Genomic DNA, 20039 nt, shown 5'->3' with positions numbered 1-20039 from the left:
CAAGACCCCCAAATATTTAGAGCGAAGGTCTGACCCCCACAAAAATTAAAGACCCTGAACAAATAAGACTGATCATTTCCGATCAGTCTTTATAATATTTCAGTATTTTCTTATGAGCAGTAGGAATTGTAATTTCCTCCTGCTCTTTATTTGTATAGAAGTTTATTGAGTTTTTATTCGCTTTAAATATATAAACATGCATATACCATGTACGATGGGTGAACACATGCTTAAAATCCTTTAAATGAGATAATACTTCTAATTCTATACCATAATCTTCTTTAAATGCCTCTATAAAGGAATAAGGACTCTCTACCTCGTATTGCGGGAGTAAATACATATTTTCCAGTAAACCATTTTTATTTTTAATAAGCATGACTTCATCTTCATAAACAACTATACCTGTAATATAAGAGATACTCTTCTTATTTACTTTCTTGATGTTGATAGGAAGAACTTCCTGCTTATTTGTTGAATAAGCCTGACAATGACCTTGAAGTGGACACGCTTCACAATGAGGATGGACAGGGAGACACACTGCCTTCGCAAAATCCATAATACCTTGATTAATTTGAGCTGAATCATAACCAACGACGAGCTTATTTCCTATCTCCGTAATTTTTTTTACAGTCTTGTTTGAGGCAATATTATCCTCAATCGCATATAATCTGCTCAATACTCTTAAAGCATTCCCATCCACTGCAATATAAGGTTTATGATAGGCAAAACTCATAATAGCACTTGCAGTATAGGGTCCTACACCAACAAGCGAGAGAATATCTTCATAATTCTTAGGAAAGTGATTCTCAATCATCTGCGCGCTCTTATGAAGATGTAATGCACGACGATAATAGCCCAATCCTTCCCAGTATTTATAGACTTCTTCTATTGAAGCAGCAGATAATGTTTTGACATCGGGGAATCTTTCTATAAAACGATTATAATAGGGAATCACTGCAGTGACGGTTGTCTGCTGCAGCATGATTTCACTTACCCATATCTTATAAGGGTCATCTATGTCTCTAAAAGGGAGAACACGTTTATTCTCTTTGTACCAGTTTATTAATTCTTCTTGTATACTCATTTAAATCACCAGGAGTCATTATATATTATAGGTGTATTTTTGTCTTCAAATATGCTAGAATATAAATACAAACTAATTCGTATTAGGAGGTCAATAGTATGAAACTGATAATTGCGATTGTGAATAATGATGATAGTTCAACTGTCCAGAGCGCTTTAACTGAAGGTGGTTTCTTTGTTACAAAATTAGCTACTTCAGGAGGGTTCTTAAAGAAGGGAAATACAACATTCTTCGTAGGAACAAATGATGATAAGGTGGATGGCGCTATTGAAATCATTAAAGCAAATGCCAAGAAGCGTGTCGAAAAGGAACCTACAGTTCCACCTACAGAAATGGGAGAATTCTTTACACCAATCATGGTAGATGTACTTGTTGGTGGGGCAACAGTATTTGTAGTTGATGTTGATCGTTTCGAGAAAATCTAATAATTGAGAAAAAAGGATGGTCAAACCATCCTTTTTGCTTTAATATAGTCAACAGGTGATTGATATGAATGAAAATTTTGAATATAAGATTGCGACAAGAGAGGATATTGACGCAATTGTGCAGTTTCTTGCAAAAGACTATTATGAAACATCAAGGGCTTTAAAAGACCCATGTAAGATGATTTTTCTTGCATATAGTGGAGAAGTGATTGTAGGCATACTTGAACTATTTGATTTGTCTAACATTTCTTTTATTTATGTATCTGAAGATTATCAGGATACACTTGTACAGGAAGAACTTCTTGAACTAGCAGAAAGATTTGTGACAAAAGAATTAACTGCCTATACCGATGAAGAACATCTTTCTTTCTTTAAACAGCATGATTATGTGGTAGATGTAGAATCAAATGGTCGTTATTTATTGAAGAAGACTATTCCAGTGCTTCCTCGTTTTAGTGATTATGATCAGGTATTAGAATTTATAGAAGCACAAAAGGATCGTGTCTATTCTTTAACGAACTTTAAGAACTTTATGTATGACTTCTATGACCCACAGACTAAGTTAACTTGTGTTCATATTGGTGGAACAAATGGAAAAGGTTCTACAACAAACTATACAAAAGAAGTTCTTAAATGTGCAGGCTATAAAGTAGGGACATTTACATCTCCAGCTTTAGTGAATCGTTTAGATATTATTCGAGTGGATGATGAACCTATTGATGAAACAACTATTGTAAGATATGCCAATCGTTATATGGATGACTGGATGGCATATGAGCTTTCTAAGTTTGAAATAGAAGTATTTATTGCGGTGATGTACTTTATTGAACAGGGTGTTGATATTGCCTTATTTGAAGTAGGTCTAGGCGGTACACTCGATGCGACAAATATCATTTCACCAATACTTTCTGTTAATACAAATATTGGCTTAGATCATATTAACTTCCTAGGTAACACATATGCTAGTATTGCAAGAAGTAAAGCAGGAATCATTAAGCGTGGTATTCCTTATATGACAGCAGAAAAAAGACCTGAATGTTTAGAGGTCTTCTATGAAGAAGCACATAAGCATCATTCTTACGTAATAGAAATAAGAAAACCTAAACGTATTTATTATGGGGCTTCTATTTCTTATGATTATCATGGATATCATATCAATTTGTCTACATCAGCTCACTACCAGGTCACTAATAGTGCACTTGCGATTAATATTCTAGAATATATCAGAAAAGAATTCCCATTCAAGGATGCTGATCTAGAAAAAGGAATGCATGATGCAGTATGGCAAGGTCGCTTTGAAACAATTCATCAGAATCCCTTGATTATTGTGGATGGAGCACATAATAGGGAAGGGATGGATGCCTTTTTTGAAAGTGCTCGTGATTTTAGTGATATCAAGATTATTTTTTCAGCTTTAGGAGACAAGGATACACATCATATGTTAGAGACGTTGTTATCTTTATCAAAGGATATTACAGTCACACAATTTGATCATCCTCGTCGCGCAACGGCTAAACAGCTTGCTGAAGATTTCCCAGTCAAGATTGATGAAGACTGGAAACATGCCGTTGACGAAGCATATAGTCATAAAGGTGTTGTATTTATTACAGGTTCTCTTTATTTTATCTCAAAAGTAAGACAATATATTCTATCTAAATAATGAAAAGATATATTAAATATAAATGGCCTGATGAGGTCATTCATGCATTAGGTGATATGGGAATGATTGCACCTGGTATTGTTCAGAAGCAGTCTTATCGTTTGATTGAAAAGAGTCAGTCTTTTATATTGAATATAGATTCAGAAAAAGATCGTCTAATATCCATTATCCCACCACTGCTCGCCTCAATGATTCATGAAGAAAAGACACAGATCATTCTTCTAGGACATAAAGAAGAACTGCTTTCTTCCTCTTTTGATATGAGAGAATATAATAAATACACACAATATCGTTTTATCACATCCTATCCAGGAACCAATACCTTTGAAGAATGCCGGACGATTCATAACGGAATAGATATCCTCTTTACGACACCTACCAAATTATTAGAATATATTAGAAGAAAAGTCATTGATACCAACTTTGTATCTTATCTGATTTATCAGGAATCCAGTCAATTTTCTAATGAAGAAATAAGAGAAATCAAAGAAATAAAGAAGCATATGCCCCTTGATTGTGCCAGCATTCTATATGGCCTTAATCATCATAAGGACTTAAAAGATAATATTAATACAACACTTCATGAATACCAATCCACTCCTGATTGTACGCATTTCATTACAGAAGATGCTTATTTTAATTTAGAAAATAAGCAGGTGGTTTTTGTGCACAGTTATGAAGATGTTCTTTATTATCAGAAAAAATTCAATACAGAACTTGTCATTCATCAATTTATGAACCGTTCTTCCATGTATCGCATAATGCATGAGTTCAATAAAAAAGGTGGTATCTTGATTGTGTCAGACATAGCGTCTCGCTATTTATCTTTACGCTGTGAGACAGTTATTCATATGGGTATTCATGATTTGTATCAATATATGAGTCATTTGACCCATGTCAAAGGCGTGATGCACTCATACATTTATGATACAAATATGACAGAGAAACAACTAGGGACAGTATTAAAACAGCCTGTGATTACTATTTCTAACGAGGATTATAACAAGAAGCAGCATCTTCTTTATGAAACAATCTATAAAAATCAGGATGTGCTTTATACCCTTGAACCAGACAAATTAATCACAATTATCCAACATTTAGCCCGATAAGAGAAAATAGTTGTTATTTTTTTAACAATAATAATTCCCTTATATAGGGCTTTTTTTAAATGTGTAATCAATCACAGAAAAGAAAGCGTTTGCAAGTAAGCCCTTACACGTGTATAATAGAAGAAGTGAAAAGACATAAGGAGGATTTAGTAGTTATGAAAAAATATGTTTACTTATTTAGCGAAGGTAACAAGGATATGCGTAATCTCCTTGGTGGTAAGGGTGCCAACCTTGCTGAAATGACAGGTATCGGTTTACCTGTGCCTCAGGGCTTTACAGTGACTACAGAAGCTTGTACACAATATTATGAAGACGGAAAAATGATCTCAGATGATATTAAGGAACAGATTGTTGAACACGTTAAAAAGCTTGAAGAAATCACTGGAAGAACTTTAGGTGATCCAAAGAATCCATTATTAGTATCTGTACGTTCTGGTGCAAGAATCTCTATGCCAGGCATGATGGATACAGTATTAAACCTTGGTTTAAATGATGAAGTTGCAAAGGAATTCGCTGCAGCAACTGGAAATGAACGTTTCGTATACGATTCATATCGCCGTTTCATCCAGATGTTTGCTGATGTTGTAATGGGATTCCCAAAATCAGATTTCGAACATAAATTTGATGCAATCAAAGAAGAAAAAGGTGTTGAATTCGATACTGAATTAACAGCAGAAGACTTAAAAGAAGTTGTTGCTGTATATAAAGAAGCTTATAAAGCACATGCAGGTGTTGATTTCCCACAGGAACCAATCGAACAGTTATTAGCTGCTGTTGAAGCAGTATTCGGTTCTTGGAATAATGACCGTGCCATCACTTATCGTCGTTTAAATGATATCCCAGGTTCTTGGGGTACAGCTGTAAACGTTCAGCAGATGGTTTATGGTAACAGAAGTGATAAATCAGGTACTGGTGTTGCATTCACTCGTAACCCAGCAACTGGTGAAAATAAATTATTCGGTGAATATTTAATGAACGCTCAGGGTGAAGACGTTGTTGCTGGTATCAGAACACCTCAGCCAATTGCAACATTAAATGAAGTTATGCCAGAATGTTATGAACAGTTCCAGAAGATCTGTCATATTCTTGAAGATCATTATAAAGATATGCAGGATATGGAATTCACAATTGAAGATGGTAAATTATTCATGTTACAGACTCGTAACGGTAAGAGAACAGCTCAGGCTGCATTAAAGATTGCTGTTGACATGGTTGAAGAAGGCATGATTAATGAAGAAGAAGCATTATTAAAGGTTGAACCAAAACAGTTAGACCAGTTATTACATCCAAACTTCGATAAAGATGATTACAAGGCTGCAAAGGCTGTTGCTACAGGTTTAGCTGCTTCTCCAGGTGCTGCTACTGGACATATCTACTTCACAGCTGAAGATGTTCAGGAAGCTCATGCAAATGGTGTTCAGGATATGATCCTTGTACGTAATGAAACTTCTCCAGAAGATATCGAAGGTATGAACTTAGCTAAAGGTATTTTAACAGTACGTGGTGGTATGACATCTCACGCTGCAGTAGTTGCTCGTGGTATGGGTACTTGCTGTGTTGCTGGTTGTGGTGTATTAAGAGTTTCTGAAGATAAGAAGACATTAACATTACCAGATGGTACAGTATTAACTGAAGGTGATTATGTATCATTAAATGGTTCTACAGGTGAAGTATTTGCTCAGAAGATCAAGACTGTTCCTGCTGCTATCAGTGGTGATTTCGAAACATTCATGGCTTGGGCTGATAAAGAAAGAAAATTATTTGTAAGAACAAATGCTGATACTCCAAGAGATGCTAAACAGGCTGCAACATTTGGTGCTGAAGGTATCGGTTTATGCCGTACTGAACATATGTTCTTCGAAGAAGAAAGAATCTTCAACTTCAGAAGAATGATTACTGCTGAAGATGTAGAAACTCGTAAGGAAGCATTAGAAAAAATTCTTCCATACCAGAGAGGAGACTTTGAACAATTATTCAAAGCTATGGATGGATATAGTGTTAATATCCGTTTCTTAGATCCACCTCTACATGAATTCTTACCTCATACTGATGAAGAAATCAAGCCATTAGCTGAAAGCTTAGGCATGACTTTCGAAGCTTTAAAAGAAAGAGTAGAATCCTTAAAAGAATTTAACCCAATGATGGGTCACAGAGGATGCCGTCTTGCTGTTACTTATCCAGAAATCGCTGAAATGCAGACAAGAGCTGTTATCGAAGCTGCAATCAACGTAACTAAGGAAACAGGACATGCAGTTACTCCAGAAATTATGATCCCATTAGTTGGTGATGTTAAAGAATTAAAGTATGTTAAGAATGTAGTTGTTAAGACTGCTGACAAGTTAATTGCTGAAAGCGGATTAGACATGAAATATGAAGTTGGTACTATGATTGAAATTCCAAGAGCTGCAATCACAGCTGATAAGATTGCAACTGAAGCTGAATTCTTCTCATTTGGTACAAATGACTTAACTCAGATGACATTCGGTTTCTCAAGAGATGATGCTGCTAAGTTCTTGGGCGATTACTATTCTAAGAATATCTATGAACATGATCCATTCGCTACTGTTGACCAGGAAGGCGTTGGAGAATTAATGAAGATTGCATCTGAAAAGGGAAGATCAACTCGTCCTAATATCAGACTTGGTATTTGTGGTGAACATGGTGGCGATCCAAAGACAGTAGAATTCTGCCATAAGATCGGATTAACTTATGTATCTTGCTCACCTTACCGTGTACCAATCGCAAGACTTGCTGCTGCTCAGGCTGCTGTTAAAGAAAAAATGGGTATTTTGTAATAACTACTTATCCTTTCACTAGGCCGTTCGTAAGAACGGCCACTTTTTTATCTAAATTTTCTATGGTATAATGTCACTTAAGAAGGAATATAAGAATATGAAATTACAACTAACATTAAACAGTCTTGCCTTGATATTATGCTGTGGTGATTTGATTCCAAGTTCTCTGCAGCCTTTGAATACTGAAGAATGGCAGGAAATTGAGAAAAAATTAAAATCCACAAATAAAGAGCCGAGCATGATCACTGGTATGAGTTATGATACTTTAACTCAGATTATTGGACTTGATGCTTTTACAGCTCGTAAGATAGAAAAAAGACAGAAATTATTGCCTGATCTCTTTTATGCACTTCAGAATCTAGAAAGCCAGAATATTGGCGTCACTACTATTTATGAAGAAGATTATCCAGCTTGTTTACGAGTGCTTGGAAGTAAGATGCCTTTAGTAATAAGTTATATAGGTGATCTCTCTTTAAGTTATGGTGTTAATATTTCGGTTGCTGGTCCACAGGTGATGAATAAGGCAATGCGTCATGTCACTAAGGAAGTCATGAAGAAGGTTTCTAAGGAAGGTTATACCCTTGTTGTAGGTGGATCAAAAGGGGTAGAGGAGCTAGCTTTAAGAACTCATCTGACTAATAATGGGAATGCTGTTTTATTTGTCGCAGATCATATGTTTGATAAGATCAGACTCTATTCTAAATATTTGAAACAGAATAAACTTCTGATTATGAGTGCCAATGACCCTTATGCTTTATTTGACGTGACACATGCATTAGATAAGAATCTTTATATCTGCGGTATGGTCTTCGTACAAGTGGTTACAGGAACTCATATTGGCAGTGGACCTGTCTGGTTTACTTCTATTCAGAATATTCATTCTCATTGGACAAGACAGCTTGTCTATGAAACATTGGAGTATAGCGGTAATATCAGACTGATTGAAATGGGAGAAGCACATTTTACCGATGAAGATTTGAAATCTGATGTCACTTTGGCAGAAATATTAGATAAACATGAAACTATTATTAAAAAGGATGATCCAAGTATTGATCAGATGACAATATTTGAATTTATTGAGGATAAGCATGAATAATATAAAAAAATCTCCAGTAGCATATACATTGCTTGCTTTATGTATAATAACTTACATAGCGACAACATTATTATTTGATATTGATATGAATGCCATGCAGGGCCTAGCGGCAGGAGGATTCAATCCGTATTATGTTCATGTCACACATCAATATTATCGTTTGATTACGGCTAATTTCATTCATTTTGGCTTGATGCATATTGTAGTTAACTGTTACTCATTATTTGATTTAAGCTGCTTTGTTGAATACTTGATAGGAACTAAAAAGTATATAATAGTGATACTTGCATCCATGCTTTCTACCACTGGTCTTCCTTATATTGCTTATTTATTATTTGGTGCAGGAGCACATACAGTGAGCGGTGGTGTCAGTGGTGTCATTTTTGGAATCATTGGGGCTATTGGTGCGCTTTATCTATTCTTTCCTTCACAGCTTCGCGATATTGCAAGAAGCTTAGGGATGAATGTTTTATTAATGTTGTTTATATCTTTAGTTGTTCCAACAATATCTTTATCTGGTCATGTGAGCGGTCTGATCGGTGGTTTTGTGTCTGCTTACATTATTCTATATATTAATAAAAGAAAACGTGAGAAGTTCTTACATAGTTCATAATGTCTTGATATACTAAATCCACGAGGTGAGTCTATGAATATTGCGATTGTCTACAGTCATAAAAGTAAATATGCACAACAACTTGCATCCATGATGGCAAAAACTGCAAGAACACAGGCAATTTCATTTCAGGACTTCGATTTTAATGCGTGTGTAGATCTTCTTGTTCTGGGATTTGATTGTCCATACTTTGGTAAACCGAAAGAAGTAGAACAGTTTATCATGAAGCTCAACCGTGAGCATGTGAAGAACATTGCTTTATTTTCTACATTCATGTTTTCTTCAAAGGCACTTGATGATATATCTGATTTATGCATGAAGCAGGATCTCCCTCTTATGCGTGAACAGTATTGCTGTAAGCTGCCAATAGAACTCAAATGTCAATTATCAGATAATGCAATCAATGGTGGAATCGTCTATGTGGATGATATGATTAATATATGCAGGGATTATTATTAGACAGCGTATGCTGTCTTTTATAATGCAAAAAAATACTCCGTGAGGAGTATTATTCAATCACCATTGCATTTGGAATTGGTGCTTTTGGATCTTCTTTATTAAAATGATCATAATAAAGAATACCTTCAAAATGATCTAATTCATGCTGTAAACAGATAGCAGTAAAGCCTCTTGCAACAATAGTCACTTCCTGATCTGTTAAGGCGTCATAACCCTTTACAGTAACTTTAGCACTTCTAGGAACAATACCAGGCTGGTCTTCAGGAACAGATAAGCATCCTTCACCATTCTTTAAATATGCCACCTTTACAGTACTTGCAACAATACGTGGATTAACAAGTGCCCACTGATCACACTTTACAATATTGCCTTCTTCATCTACTGCAGGAATATAAATAGCGCACATTCTCTTTGGAATACCAATCTGAATAGCAGCAATACCTACACCAGGTCTTAAATCATACTTTTCAGCCTTTTCTTCGTCCTGAGAGTCTACAAGATATTGATACATTTCCATTAAAGTATGACGGTCTTCATCACTTAATGGTAAAGTCACTTCTTTAGATTTTTCACGAATTAAAGGATTTTTATCATCAATTACATTTTTCATGTTTAACATACTTCGTTTCACCTCTGTGTCATTATAACAGAGTCCTTGGCTTTTTCCAATTATGTATACCCTATTTTCTTTTAAGCCTATTTCATGTATAATATTTCTTAAATTAGGAGGTATTTTAATATGTACGATTATCCACTAGATCCAGATTGGTCAACTGAAGAAATTATCGATGTTGTGGAACTATATAACGCCGTAGAGAAGGCTTATGAAGAAGGTATCAGTTCTAAAGAATTTATGGAACATTACCGTACTTTTACATCTATTGCAGATTCTAAATCACTACAGAAGCAATTAGATAAAGCTTTTGAAGAAGCGTCTGGTTATTCTATTTATAAAGTTTTCAAACGCGCTCAGGAAGAAGAGTGGGTTAAACTATGAACCTTGTCAAGAAGCTACAGATGATGTTTAAACGTACTGGTACAGATAAAACCATCTATGCCTGTGCGATTTTTCTTGCCTGTTTTGGGATTGTCATGATTGGTGATGCTTCTGTAGGTATGTCGGCAAGTAGAGGGTCTAATTTTGCGACAATTAACTTATTGAAACAATGTGTCTTTGTTGGTGCTGGCTTTTTCAGTATGTTTCTATTTGCACGTGCCTATAAAACACGTCGCATAACTGAAACAATTATGCTTTCAGCTTACGTGATATGTATACTCATGATGCTTGTCTGTATTATGTGGACAATTAATAACTCTCATGCCTGGATCAAGATAGGTTTTATTACTATTCAGCCTGTTGAATTTATGAAGCTTGTTATGATTATTCTATTGAGCTATATATTTGGTGTCTTACCTGATCAAATCCGCATCTCAAATCGCTTATCAGCTGAAAAAAGAAAAAAACTCGTTCAACGTAAATTTGTGCTCTGTGTTGTTTTTCCAGCATTTCTTGTCTTCTTCGCATTTTTTATCTGCTGGAAAGTTCAGAAGGATATGGGAAGTGGCTTGATTCTACTCATCATGTCTGCCTGTCTATTCTTTGCGACACCATCGCAATATTATCGTCCTTTTAAGATTATCGGATTATTCTTTGTATTTCTTGCAGTGCTTGTTTTTATCTTATTCCATGAGCATTTCTTAAAAGGTCATCAGATGGCACGTATTGCTTCATGGCTAAATCCATTAAAAGATATTTATGGATCCAATTATCAGATTATCAATGGTTTTGTAGGCTATACAAATGGTGGCTTAATTGGTCGTGGCTTTGGAAATTCTATTATGAAATTCGGTTATATTCCTGAAGCACAGAATGACTTTATTTCCGCTATTATTGTGGAAGAATTAGGACTAGTAGGCTTTATGGCATTCTTTATTCCTTACTCTATTATTATCTATAGATTATTTAGATATGCTTTCTGTATGAAAGAATCAAGAGATAAACTTACTCTTATTGGTATTGCAAGCTACTTCTTTGTACATTTGATGGTTAATGTAGGTGGCGTATCTGGTCTTATTCCAATGACTGGGGTGCCTTTATTATTAATTAGTGCCGGTGGTACATCGACTTTAATGGCTTTAACTTGTATTGGTGTGGCTCAGGCTCTTATTGCGAAATATAATCGTGAAAAGAAGCAGGAGGCCATCGAGAAATCATTATGATTTATGATTCAATTCAAGAACTTATAGAAGTAATTAAAGAAGAAGAGTGCTTCAAGTCATATCATGATTCACTTCAAGTGTTCAAATTACCTGAAGTTGAGTCTTTGGTGCGTGAAATGAATCGCTTAAATGAAGAAAAAGAAGATTTAGCACGTTTTGGACCTTATTGTGATACGAAAAAACTTCAGGAACGTATCACGAATATAAGAAGAGAACTCTACAATATACCAGAGATGAATGCATATTTGAGTGCTTATAGTGAACTGAATGAAATGTTAGATGACATCACTGCAATTGTCTTTGATGATATCAGTGATGAACTTGCAAAGGGAAGGATTGGAAGAAGTTATGCGCGTTATAGCAGGTAAATACAAAAGTAGACAGCTAAAGGCGGTGCCTTCTAAGCAGACACGTCCTACGACAGATAAAAATAAAGAGAATCTTTATAATATGATTGGTCCTTATTTTGATGGAGGAATCTGTCTTGACTTATTTGCAGGAAGTGGCGGACTTGGCATTGAAGCGTTAAGCCGAGGAATGGATGAACTTTATGCAGTAGATAAACAATATAAGGCATTTCAAGTTATTAGAGAGAATATTAATAGTTTAAAGATTACAAATGCACATGTGATGAAAGCTGATTATCGTAAGGCTTTAGGCACTTTTAAGGAAGAAGGTATTCAGTTCAGTCTTGTTTTATTAGATCCACCTTATGGTATGAAGATCAATAAGGATATTATTCATACACTTAAGGATAATGGAAACTTGAAAGATGGCTGTATTCTTGTGATAGAAGATTTAACTGAAGAGAAGCTTGAATATGAAGCACCTTTTAGACTTATTAAAGAAAACAATTATGGTATCACATGTCTTCAAATCGTGAAATATGAGGGGGCTTCATCTTGATAAAGGCAGTATATACAGGAACATTTGATCCTGTCACAAATGGACATCTTGATATTATTGAACGTGCTTCTAAGATGTATGATGTGCTTTATGTGACTATTTTTATTAATCCACATAAGACATGCTTATTTTCTGTAGAAGAACGTATGGAAATGTTAAGAGAAGCAACAAAACAGTTTCCTAATGTTGTCATTGACGAAAGCAGTGCTCTTGCTGTAGAGTATGCAAGGGAAGTGGGAGCACAGGTGCTTGTACGTGGTTTACGTGCAACAGAAGACTATAACTATGAGTCTTTGATGTGCTTTACAAACCAGTATTTAGATGAAGGCATTGAAACAGTTTTCTTAATGACTCGACTTGCTTATACATTTGTCTCTTCATCATTTGTGAAGGAGATTGTATCTCATAATCATAGTGTTGAAGGTCTTGTGCCAGCATATGTTGAAGAAAAACTAATTGAAAAATACAGGGGGTAGATTATGCGTTTATTATTAAAGAATGCACATTTGTATCGTCATGAATCATTCAGCGATACAGATGTATTGATTGAAGATGGCATCATCAAGAAGATTGGTGCATGTAATGAAGAAGCAGATAAAGTGATTGATCTTCATGGAGCACTTTTATCTCATAACTTTATTGATATCCATACACATCTTCGTGAACCTGGCTTTGAACATAAAGAAACTATCTCTACTGGTAGTGCATCAGCACTTTATGGTGGATATGGAACTATTGTCGCAATGGCCAATACATTACCTTGTATGGATGATAAGGAAACAATTGAAGACTTTACAAAACGCTGTGAAAAGGATGCACAGGTAAAAACATATACTTATAGTGCTATCACAGAAGAATTAAAGGGTCAGAAGGTTGTTGATATGGAAGAAAATATCAAACAGCCAATCGTTCTTGGTTTCTCAGATGATGGTAAAGGTGTTCAGAAAGACGAAAAGATGGAAGAAGCCATGACACGTGCAAAAGCACTCGATTCTATCATCGTTGCTCATTGTGAAGATGAATCTGAATTACATGGTGGCTGTATTCATGAAGGTCATTATGCGAAAGAACATGGCTTAATTGGTATCAATAGTGCAAGTGAATATAAACAGGTAGATCGTGATTTACATCTTGTAGATGAAATTCACAATAGATATCATATCTGTCATATTTCTACAAAAGAAACAGTTGCATTACTTGGTGCAAGCCGTGCACGTGGTGAAAGAGTTAGTGGTGAAACATCACCTCATCATTTGATTTTAACTGAAGATAACATTCAGGATTGTCATCCTAATTATAAGATGAATCCACCTCTTCGTACAAAAGAAGATCGTGAAGCTATTATTAAGGCGGTTAATGATGGTGTCATTACTGTTATTGCGACAGACCATGCACCTCATTCAAGAGATGAAAAGAGTAAACCAATTGATAAAGCACCATTTGGTATTATCGGCTTACAGCATGCTTTCCCATTAATCTATACATATATTGTAGAAGAAGGTTTAATTAAGCTAGAAAAAGTTCTTGACTGCTTGACTTCTGGTCCTGCAAAGACACTTAACCTAGATGCTTCTATTGAAGAAGGTATGAAGGCTGATCTATGTGCCTTTGACCTAAATAAGGAATATACAATCAAAGAAGAAGATTTAAAATCTAAAGCATGCAATACACCTTTTTTAGGATGGAAAGTAAAAGGTGAATTAATTATGAATATTGTCGATGGACAATTATTAGTGGAGGAATAAAATGAAGAATTATCAGGATTTTCTTACAATCAACTACAATAAAGAATTAATTCCTGGTCTATTTGAAATGGAACTTGAAGGAGAAGGGGCTTCTTTTATTACAGCACCTGGGCAGTTCATCAATATTAAGATCAATGACTCACTTCAGCCATACTTAAGAAGACCAATGAGTATTTTAGATTATGATGATACACATATTAAACTCATCTATCGTATCAGAGGTGAAGGAACTAAGATTCTTTCAGAAAAGAAACCAGGAGAAAAACTAGATGTATTAATTGGTCTAGGTAATGGTTTTACTGATACTGATTATAATGAAGTAATTGTAGTAGGTGGCGGAAGTGGTACACCTCCTATGTATGGTCTTGCAAAAAGACTTATCGCAAAGGGTGTTAAGGTCTCTGCAGTATTAGGTTTCAATGGTTCTTATGATGTCTTCTACGAAGAAGAATTCAAGAAGCTTTGTCCTACTTATATTTCTACAATGGATGGCACTTGTGGTACTAAGGGTACAGTCATTGATGCCATTAAAGAAAATAATTTAACATTTGATCATTACTATGCATGTGGTCCAGAACCAATGTTAGATGCATTAGTAAAGAACTTCCCAGATAATGGTTCTCTTTCTTTTGAAGCAAGAATGGGATGTGGCTTTGGTGCCTGCATGGGATGTTCATGTAAAGTAAAAACTAAACCATATAAGAGAATTTGTGTAGAAGGACCAGTTCTTTCTTCAGATGAGGTGATTATCAATGGCTAATTTATCTGTAAAACTACCAGGACTTGATATGAAGAATCCTGTTATTCCAGCAAGTGGGACTTTTGGATTTGGTTATGAATTCACTAAGTTCTATGATATTAATGTATTAGGCTCTATGAGTTTAAAGGGTACAACACTTGAACCACGTTATGGTAACCCACTTCCACGTATTGCGGAAGGACCTTCTGGTTTATTAAATGCGATTGGTTTACAGAATCCAGGTGTTGATGAAGTTATAAAAACTGAATTAGTCAAACTAAGAGAAGTTTATTCAGGTAAGGCAATTGCGAATATCGGTGGAAGCTGTATTGATGATTATGTACAGACTGCTGCAAAATTAACTAAAGAAGACTGTATTGGGGCATTAGAATTAAATATCAGCTGTCCGAACGTTCATGCAGGAGGAATGGCCATTGGCACTGATCCTGCTATGGCAGCAGAAGTGACTCGTGCAGTAAAGGCTGTCATCACTAAACCACTTTATGTTAAATTATCTCCAAACGTAACTGATATTGTTGCGATTGCGAAAGCAGTAGAAGAAGCAGGTGCAGATGGTATCTCAATGATCAATACTTTAGTAGGTATGCGTTTTGATATCCGTTCAGGTAAACCTATTATTGCGAACAAGACAGGTGGTTATTCAGGACCAGCAATCTTCCCTGTTGCATTAAGAATGGTTTATCAGGTCTCTCAGGCTGTTAATATTCCAGTAATCGGTATGGGTGGTATTTCTACTGGTAGAGATGCGATTGAAATGATGATTGCAGGTGCAAGTGCTGTGCAGGTTGGATGCGCCAACTTAGTAGATCCATATGCATGTCCTCGTATCATCCAGGAAATGAATGATGAACTTGATGCAATGGGCATTGAAAACATCACTGATATTATCGGAAAATCACATCAATATAAATAAAGAGTGCTTAGCACTCTTTTTTATGTTATATTAAGTGGTGCGAATAAGGAGGATTTGAAATATGGAACTTAGTCAATTATTAAACCCTAAACAGCTAGAAGCAGCTACTTATCTAGATGGACACTTAAGAATCATTGCTGGTGCGGGTTCAGGAAAAACACGTGTTGTCACATATCGTATTGCATATTTAATTGAAGAAGTAGGAGTTAATCCTCATAACATTCTCGCTATCACATTTACTAATAAAGCAGCCAATGAAATGAAGACAAGAGTAGAAAACATTCTAGGTACATCTTTAGGTACAACAATCTGTACCATCCACTCTTTATGTGTACGCGTACTAAGACAACATTCTACAGCCATTGGTTATCCTCATAACTTCATCATTATGGATGAAGAAGACCAGAAATCACTTATTAAAAAGTTATATAAAGAAAAAGAAATAGACCAGAAATCAATTAGTATTAAATCTATGATAAACTATATCTCTTCATATAAGGTCAACTTTGTTTCTCCTGCCAAAGCAGTACAGCTTGCAGGTAATATGCCAGGAGAAAAACATAAAGCAGAAATTTATGCTATGTATGAAAAATATAAAGAAGATCACAATATGATGGACTTTGATGATCTTCTTATAAATACACTAAAGATCTTCCAGGATAATCCTGATATTGTATCTAGATGGTCTAGACGTTATCAGTTTGTTCATGTGGATGAATTCCAGGATGTAGGTTCTATTGAGTATAATCTGATTCATTATTTTGCCCAGGATTCTATTATCTGTGTTGTAGGAGATCCAGATCAGACAATCTATTCTTTTAGAGGCAGTGATGTGAACTATATCATGAACTTTGATAAAGACTATCAAAATGTGAAAACAGTTATATTAGATCAGAACTATCGTTCTACTAAAACAATCCTTGATATCTCCAATAATCTTATTAAGAAAAACAAGAACAGATTAGAAAAAGACTTATTCTCTGAATTAGAAGAAGGAGATAAAGTCATTCATTATGCGGCAGTAAGTGAAGATGCAGAATCAAAATATATCTGTGATACAATCCAGAAGATTACACAATCCGGTGTGTCTGAATCCCATATTGCGGTATTCTATCGTGCGAATTATTTATCTCGTTCTATTGAACAGGAGATGATTCGCAGACAGATTCCTTATAAGATCTTTGGTGGATTAAAATTCTTTAACCGTAAAGAAGTCAAAGATGCTTTAAGCTATATTAGACTTGTAGTCATGGGGGATGATCTTTCATTTGAACGTGTTGTCAACACACCTTCTCGAGGAATTGGTGCAAAAACATTAGAAAAGATCACATTAACAGCTACAAGACATGGTGTTTCTAATTATGAAGCAGTCTGCTTCTTCCTAGATGAAACAGGTATAGGCGGCAAGGCGAAAAAAGGACTAAAAGAACTTGTAGAAGTGATTGAAAAAGCAAGAGTGTCTGATAAGAGTCTTGCTGATACTTATGAAGATTTATTAAAAGATACTGGTTATTTGAAACTGATGAAGGATGGACAGGAAGATAACCGTATTGAAAACTTGATGGAATTAAAGAATTCTATTGATACTTATGTCAATACACATCCAGAAACACCTGACTTTGAATCTTATTTACAGGATATTGCGCTTTATACATCTCAGGATGAAAATAGTACAGGTGATTATGTTTCACTTATGAGTATTCATATGGCTAAAGGACTAGAGTTTGACTATGTCTTTGTATCAGGCCTCTCTGAAGGCATTTTCCCTTCTGAAAGAACAATGAGTGAAGGGGGAGATGAAGGATTAGAGGAAGAAAGAAGACTGGCTTATGTTGCCTTTACACGTGCTAAAAAGCGTCTTTATCTCACTGATAGCCAAGGATTTAGCTTTGTGTCTCAATCTCCTAAGGTTACATCTCGATTTGTAGATGAAATAGGACGCGACCATGTTGAACATGTAGGAAGGCCTTCAAAGTTTAAGACACGTAATTATGTTCATGAATCTTATACAGATTTAATTGGAGATAACGGCGTGAGTGATTGGAAGGTCGGAGATTTAGTCGATCATGATATATTTGGTAAGGGTGTTGTTGTCAAAGTCAATGGACCACTTGTTGATGTTGCCTTTGAAGTTCCTCATGGAATCAAGACTTTAATGGGAGGTCATCATGCTTTAAAGCGCTTATCAAACTGATTTTCGGTTTTATTATCGTGAGAATTTTGTTATAATACCAAAAGAAAAGGAATGAGTAAGATGTCATTTGAAAGACTTAATGAATTAAAAGCCTTATTAAATAAATATAACTATGAATACTATGTACAGGACAATCCTACTGTAAGTGACCAGGAATATGACCGTTTAATGGAAGAATTAATCTGTATTGAACAGGCTAATCCTGCCTGGATTACAACAGATTCTCCTAGCCAGAGAGTGGGTGGAGAAGTATTAGAAGGTTTCAAGAAGGTGACACATCAGCGTATGATGATGTCACTTGGTGATATCTTTAATGAAGATGAAGTCTATACCTTCAATGATCGTGTCACAGATGTGATTCCTAATCCAGAATATATATGTGAACTCAAATTGGATGGGTTATCCGTGTCACTTATATATCAGGATGGAGTTCTGCAGTATGGTGCAACAAGAGGAAACGGGATTGTGGGTGAAGATATTACACACAACGTAAAGACTATCCGTTCTATTCCTCTTCATATTGATTTTAAAGGACCACTAGAAGTACGTGGTGAAATCATCATGCCTAAAAAGGCATTGGAAAGATTAAATGAAGAGCGTACTGATGCAGGTCTTCCTCTCTTTGCGAATTGTCGTAATGCAGCAGCGGGCAGTATTAGACAGTTAGACAGCCGTGTGGCAGCAAAAAGAGGACTTGATGCTTTCTTATATCATGTGCCAGAAGCGTCACAGCTCAATGCTTCTACACATTATGAATGCTTAGAGAAAATAAAGGATCTTGGATTTAAGACAAATCCTTATACACGTAAATGCAAGACTATTCAGGAAGTATGGAACTATATTGAAGAAGTAGCAAAACTAAGACCAACACTTCCTTATGATATTGATGGTGTGGTTATTAAGGTCAATGATCTTGATTCACAAAGAAGACTGGGCTATACAGCAAAGGTGCCTAAATGGGCTATTGCTTATAAGTTCCCAGCAGAAGAAGTTATTACAAAACTTAAGGATATTATCTTTACTATTGGACGTACAGGACAGATTACACCTAATGCAGTCTTAGAGCCGGTACGTGTTGCTGGTTCACTCGTACAGCGTGCTACACTTCATAATGAAGATAATTGTATACGCAAAGATATTCGTATAGGTGATGATGTTATTGTAAGAAAAGCAGGAGATGTCATCCCTGAGGTTGTTTCTGCTATTAAAGAAAGACGTACGGGTCATGAAATACCTTTTAAGATGATTACGGTATGTCCTAAGTGTGGTTCTCCACTTGTAAGAAAACCTAATGAAGCAGCTTATTATTGCATGAATGAAGAATGCGACTCAAAGAAGATTGAGAAGCTGATCCATTTTGCAAGTCGTGAAGCAATGAATATTGATGGACTTGGTGATAAGATCATTGAACAGTTCTATAACTTAGGTTTTGTGACATGTATTGAAGATATTTATCATCTTGGTGTACATGAAAAAGAAATCATGGATATTGAAGGTTTTGGGAAGAAATCCATGGATAAACTCTTAGAAGCGATTGAGAATAGTAAAGCCAATTCTCTAGAAAAGCTTTTATTTGGTTTAGGTATTAAAGGAATTGGAGCAAAGATGGCAGATACACTTGCTTATCACTTTGGTTCAATGGATGCACTTCTTAATGCGAATTATGTACAATTAACAAGTATTAAGGATGTAGGTGATACAATTGCTTCTTCTCTTGCAGCATTTAAACGTAATGAACGTAATTTAGAGATGATTGCCCATTTGAAGGAGTTAGGACTCAATATGGATTATTTAAAAGTCCGTCAGGAAGGTGATAATCCATTTAGAGATAAGACAGTCGTTATTACTGGTACATTAACACTTATGACAAGAAAACAGATTAAAGATTATCTAACAAGTCAGGGTGCGAATGTCACAGGTAGTGTATCAAAGAAAACAGATTTAGTGATTGTTGGGGAAAATCCAGGATCTAAATATACGAAAGCAGTTGATCTTGGTATTTCAATCATGAATGAATCAGCATTTAAGGAGGCTAGCGGACTATGAATAAATTTTTAAAA

19 protein-coding genes are annotated in these 20039 nt (G+C 35.5%); 17 read left to right on the top strand and 2 right to left on the bottom strand.

The features are described 5' to 3' along the window. Window positions 1–82 precede the first annotated feature (82 nt). On the bottom strand, window positions 83–1084 hold the full coding sequence (locus QZQ55_RS06240) for an A/G-specific adenine glycosylase (RefSeq protein WP_295091198.1): 1002 nt from the start codon (window positions 1082–1084) through the stop codon (window positions 83–85). Window positions 1085–1182: 98 nt separating this feature from the next. On the opposite strand from QZQ55_RS06240, the gene QZQ55_RS06235 reads away from it, so the two are divergent. The 7 genes from QZQ55_RS06235 to QZQ55_RS06205 all read left to right on the top strand — a co-directional run bounded on the left by QZQ55_RS06235 (window position 1183) and on the right by QZQ55_RS06205 (window position 9241). Continuing rightward, window positions 1183–1509, top strand: coding sequence for a cyclic-di-AMP receptor (locus tag QZQ55_RS06235; protein ID WP_006505142.1), 327 nt, complete (start codon window positions 1183–1185; stop codon window positions 1507–1509). Between the two features lie 64 nt (window positions 1510–1573). Beyond that, window positions 1574–3169: a glutamate ligase domain-containing protein gene (locus QZQ55_RS06230; RefSeq protein WP_295091195.1), complete on the top strand. Its 1596-nt coding sequence runs from the start codon at window positions 1574–1576 to the stop codon at window positions 3167–3169. Then, on the top strand, window positions 3169–4278 hold the full coding sequence (locus QZQ55_RS06225; RefSeq protein WP_295091192.1) for a DEAD/DEAH box helicase: 1110 nt from the start codon (window positions 3169–3171) through the stop codon (window positions 4276–4278). The genes QZQ55_RS06230 and QZQ55_RS06225 overlap by 1 nt, the downstream gene beginning before the upstream one ends. A gap of 155 nt (window positions 4279–4433) precedes the next feature. Beyond that, window positions 4434–7073, top strand: coding sequence for a pyruvate, phosphate dikinase (ppdK, locus tag QZQ55_RS06220; protein WP_295091190.1), 2640 nt, complete (start codon window positions 4434–4436; stop codon window positions 7071–7073). A 97-nt stretch (window positions 7074–7170) separates the two neighbouring features. Continuing rightward, complete coding sequence (locus QZQ55_RS06215) at window positions 7171–8169, top strand: DNA-processing protein DprA (RefSeq protein ID WP_295091187.1); 999 nt, start codon at window positions 7171–7173, stop codon at window positions 8167–8169. Continuing rightward, entirely contained in the window at window positions 8162–8782 is a 621-nt protein-coding gene (locus QZQ55_RS06210) for a rhomboid family intramembrane serine protease (RefSeq protein WP_295091185.1), read from the top strand. The genes QZQ55_RS06215 and QZQ55_RS06210 overlap by 8 nt, the downstream gene beginning before the upstream one ends. A gap of 33 nt (window positions 8783–8815) precedes the next feature. Further along, window positions 8816–9241 carry a hypothetical protein gene (locus QZQ55_RS06205; RefSeq protein WP_295091182.1) on the top strand — a complete coding sequence of 142 codons (426 nt, stop codon included), beginning with the start codon at window positions 8816–8818 and terminating at the stop codon, window positions 9239–9241. Window positions 9242–9290: 49 nt separating this feature from the next. On the opposite strand, the gene def is transcribed toward QZQ55_RS06205, so the two are convergent. Then, the gene (gene def, locus QZQ55_RS06200; protein WP_295091179.1) at window positions 9291–9860 is read right to left on the bottom strand and encodes a peptide deformylase; all 570 of its coding nucleotides are present in this window, start codon (window positions 9858–9860) and stop codon (window positions 9291–9293) included. 120 nt (window positions 9861–9980) lie between these two features. Between def and QZQ55_RS06195 the strand changes: the two genes are divergently transcribed. The 10 genes from QZQ55_RS06195 to ligA all read left to right on the top strand — a co-directional run bounded on the left by QZQ55_RS06195 (window position 9981) and on the right by ligA (window position 20025). Further along, entirely contained in the window at window positions 9981–10238 is a 258-nt protein-coding gene (locus QZQ55_RS06195; protein WP_278548167.1) for a UPF0223 family protein, read from the top strand. Then, window positions 10235–11461 (top strand): FtsW/RodA/SpoVE family cell cycle protein, encoded by a 1227-nt coding sequence (locus QZQ55_RS06190; RefSeq protein WP_295091174.1) that lies wholly within the window; start codon window positions 10235–10237, stop codon window positions 11459–11461. Before QZQ55_RS06195 ends, QZQ55_RS06190 begins: the two co-directional genes overlap by 4 nt. After that, window positions 11458–11829 (top strand): YlbF family regulator, encoded by a 372-nt coding sequence (locus QZQ55_RS06185; RefSeq protein ID WP_295091171.1) that lies wholly within the window; start codon window positions 11458–11460, stop codon window positions 11827–11829. The genes QZQ55_RS06190 and QZQ55_RS06185 overlap by 4 nt, the downstream gene beginning before the upstream one ends. Then, window positions 11810–12367, top strand: coding sequence for a 16S rRNA (guanine(966)-N(2))-methyltransferase RsmD (gene rsmD / locus QZQ55_RS06180; protein WP_295091168.1), 558 nt, complete (start codon window positions 11810–11812; stop codon window positions 12365–12367). Before QZQ55_RS06185 ends, rsmD begins: the two co-directional genes overlap by 20 nt. After that, window positions 12364–12843: a pantetheine-phosphate adenylyltransferase gene (coaD, locus tag QZQ55_RS06175; protein ID WP_295091166.1), complete on the top strand. Its 480-nt coding sequence runs from the start codon at window positions 12364–12366 to the stop codon at window positions 12841–12843. The genes rsmD and coaD overlap by 4 nt, the downstream gene beginning before the upstream one ends. Before the next feature lie 3 nt (window positions 12844–12846). Continuing rightward, complete coding sequence (locus QZQ55_RS06170) at window positions 12847–14112, top strand: dihydroorotase (RefSeq protein ID WP_295091163.1); 1266 nt, start codon at window positions 12847–12849, stop codon at window positions 14110–14112. A 1-nt stretch (window position 14113) separates the two neighbouring features. Further along, the gene (locus QZQ55_RS06165) at window positions 14114–14872 is read left to right on the top strand and encodes a dihydroorotate dehydrogenase electron transfer subunit (protein ID WP_055289296.1); all 759 of its coding nucleotides are present in this window, start codon (window positions 14114–14116) and stop codon (window positions 14870–14872) included. Further along, window positions 14865–15785 (top strand): dihydroorotate dehydrogenase, encoded by a 921-nt coding sequence (locus tag QZQ55_RS06160; RefSeq protein WP_006506609.1) that lies wholly within the window; start codon window positions 14865–14867, stop codon window positions 15783–15785. Before QZQ55_RS06165 ends, QZQ55_RS06160 begins: the two co-directional genes overlap by 8 nt. A gap of 61 nt (window positions 15786–15846) precedes the next feature. Then, on the top strand, window positions 15847–17979 hold the full coding sequence (locus tag QZQ55_RS06155; RefSeq protein ID WP_295091160.1) for an ATP-dependent helicase: 2133 nt from the start codon (window positions 15847–15849) through the stop codon (window positions 17977–17979). 60 nt (window positions 17980–18039) lie between these two features. Continuing rightward, window positions 18040–20025: an NAD-dependent DNA ligase LigA gene (ligA, locus tag QZQ55_RS06150; protein ID WP_295091200.1), complete on the top strand. Its 1986-nt coding sequence runs from the start codon at window positions 18040–18042 to the stop codon at window positions 20023–20025. The last annotated feature ends 14 nt before the right edge of the window (window positions 20026–20039 follow it).

Origin of the sequence: uncultured Catenibacterium sp., from assembly GCF_900540665.1 — a bacterium.
Taxonomy (GTDB): Bacteria; Bacillota_I; Bacilli_A; order Erysipelotrichales; family Coprobacillaceae; genus Catenibacterium.
Note: the sequence above shows the minus strand (reverse complement) of the source record. Positions and strands in the feature narration are given on the sequence as shown.

Excerpts from the sequence above, each read along its gene's own strand:
- QZQ55_RS06240 (WP_295091198.1), bottom strand. The coding sequence starts at position 1,084 with ATGAGTATACAAGAAGAATTAATAAACTGGTACAAAGAGAATAAACGT.
- QZQ55_RS06235 (WP_006505142.1), top strand. The coding sequence starts at position 1,183 with ATGAAACTGATAATTGCGATTGTGAATAATGATGATAGTTCAACTGTC.
- QZQ55_RS06230 (WP_295091195.1), top strand. The coding sequence starts at position 1,574 with ATGAATGAAAATTTTGAATATAAGATTGCGACAAGAGAGGATATTGAC.
- QZQ55_RS06225 (WP_295091192.1), top strand. The coding sequence starts at position 3,169 with ATGAAAAGATATATTAAATATAAATGGCCTGATGAGGTCATTCATGCA.
- ppdK (WP_295091190.1), top strand. The coding sequence starts at position 4,434 with ATGAAAAAATATGTTTACTTATTTAGCGAAGGTAACAAGGATATGCGT.
- QZQ55_RS06215 (WP_295091187.1), top strand. The coding sequence starts at position 7,171 with ATGAAATTACAACTAACATTAAACAGTCTTGCCTTGATATTATGCTGT.
- QZQ55_RS06210 (WP_295091185.1), top strand. The coding sequence starts at position 8,162 with ATGAATAATATAAAAAAATCTCCAGTAGCATATACATTGCTTGCTTTA.
- QZQ55_RS06205 (WP_295091182.1), top strand. The coding sequence starts at position 8,816 with ATGAATATTGCGATTGTCTACAGTCATAAAAGTAAATATGCACAACAA.
- def (WP_295091179.1), bottom strand. The coding sequence starts at position 9,860 with ATGTTAAACATGAAAAATGTAATTGATGATAAAAATCCTTTAATTCGT.
- QZQ55_RS06195 (WP_278548167.1), top strand. The coding sequence starts at position 9,981 with ATGTACGATTATCCACTAGATCCAGATTGGTCAACTGAAGAAATTATC.
- QZQ55_RS06190 (WP_295091174.1), top strand. The coding sequence starts at position 10,235 with ATGAACCTTGTCAAGAAGCTACAGATGATGTTTAAACGTACTGGTACA.
- QZQ55_RS06185 (WP_295091171.1), top strand. The coding sequence starts at position 11,458 with ATGATTTATGATTCAATTCAAGAACTTATAGAAGTAATTAAAGAAGAA.
- rsmD (WP_295091168.1), top strand. The coding sequence starts at position 11,810 with ATGCGCGTTATAGCAGGTAAATACAAAAGTAGACAGCTAAAGGCGGTG.
- QZQ55_RS06170 (WP_295091163.1), top strand. The coding sequence starts at position 12,847 with ATGCGTTTATTATTAAAGAATGCACATTTGTATCGTCATGAATCATTC.
- QZQ55_RS06165 (WP_055289296.1), top strand. The coding sequence starts at position 14,114 with ATGAAGAATTATCAGGATTTTCTTACAATCAACTACAATAAAGAATTA.
- QZQ55_RS06160 (WP_006506609.1), top strand. The coding sequence starts at position 14,865 with ATGGCTAATTTATCTGTAAAACTACCAGGACTTGATATGAAGAATCCT.
- QZQ55_RS06155 (WP_295091160.1), top strand. The coding sequence starts at position 15,847 with ATGGAACTTAGTCAATTATTAAACCCTAAACAGCTAGAAGCAGCTACT.
- ligA (WP_295091200.1), top strand. The coding sequence starts at position 18,040 with ATGTCATTTGAAAGACTTAATGAATTAAAAGCCTTATTAAATAAATAT.